At 49.6% G+C, this 228-nt stretch carries 1 protein-coding gene; it reads right to left on the minus strand.

Annotated features, from left to right (window positions below):
- A partial coding sequence (locus KVT11_RS20945; protein WP_217609253.1) for a bifunctional ornithine acetyltransferase/N-acetylglutamate synthase occupies positions 1-228 on the minus strand: 228 nt, incomplete at both ends.

Genomic DNA, 228 nt, shown 5'->3' on the forward strand with positions numbered 1-228 from the left:
TGCCCGATTGCGCCGATGATGCGCCCCCAATTGGCGTCTGTGCCGTAAACGGCGGTCTTCACAAGGCTTGAACCGACGATTTTTTTGGCGATAATATTCGCCTCAAGGTTATTTTTCGCGCCTTCGACTCTGGCTTCAATTAATTTCGTCGCTCCTTCACCGTCTCTGGCAATATCTTTGGCAAGGTCTTCGCATACAAGCTTTAATCCCTTTTTAAAAGCCGGCCAG

The organism is Bacillus sp. GbtcB10, from assembly GCF_019091365.1.
In the GTDB taxonomy this organism is placed as follows: domain Bacteria; phylum Bacillota; class Bacilli; order Bacillales; family Bacillaceae; genus Bacillus; species Bacillus altitudinis.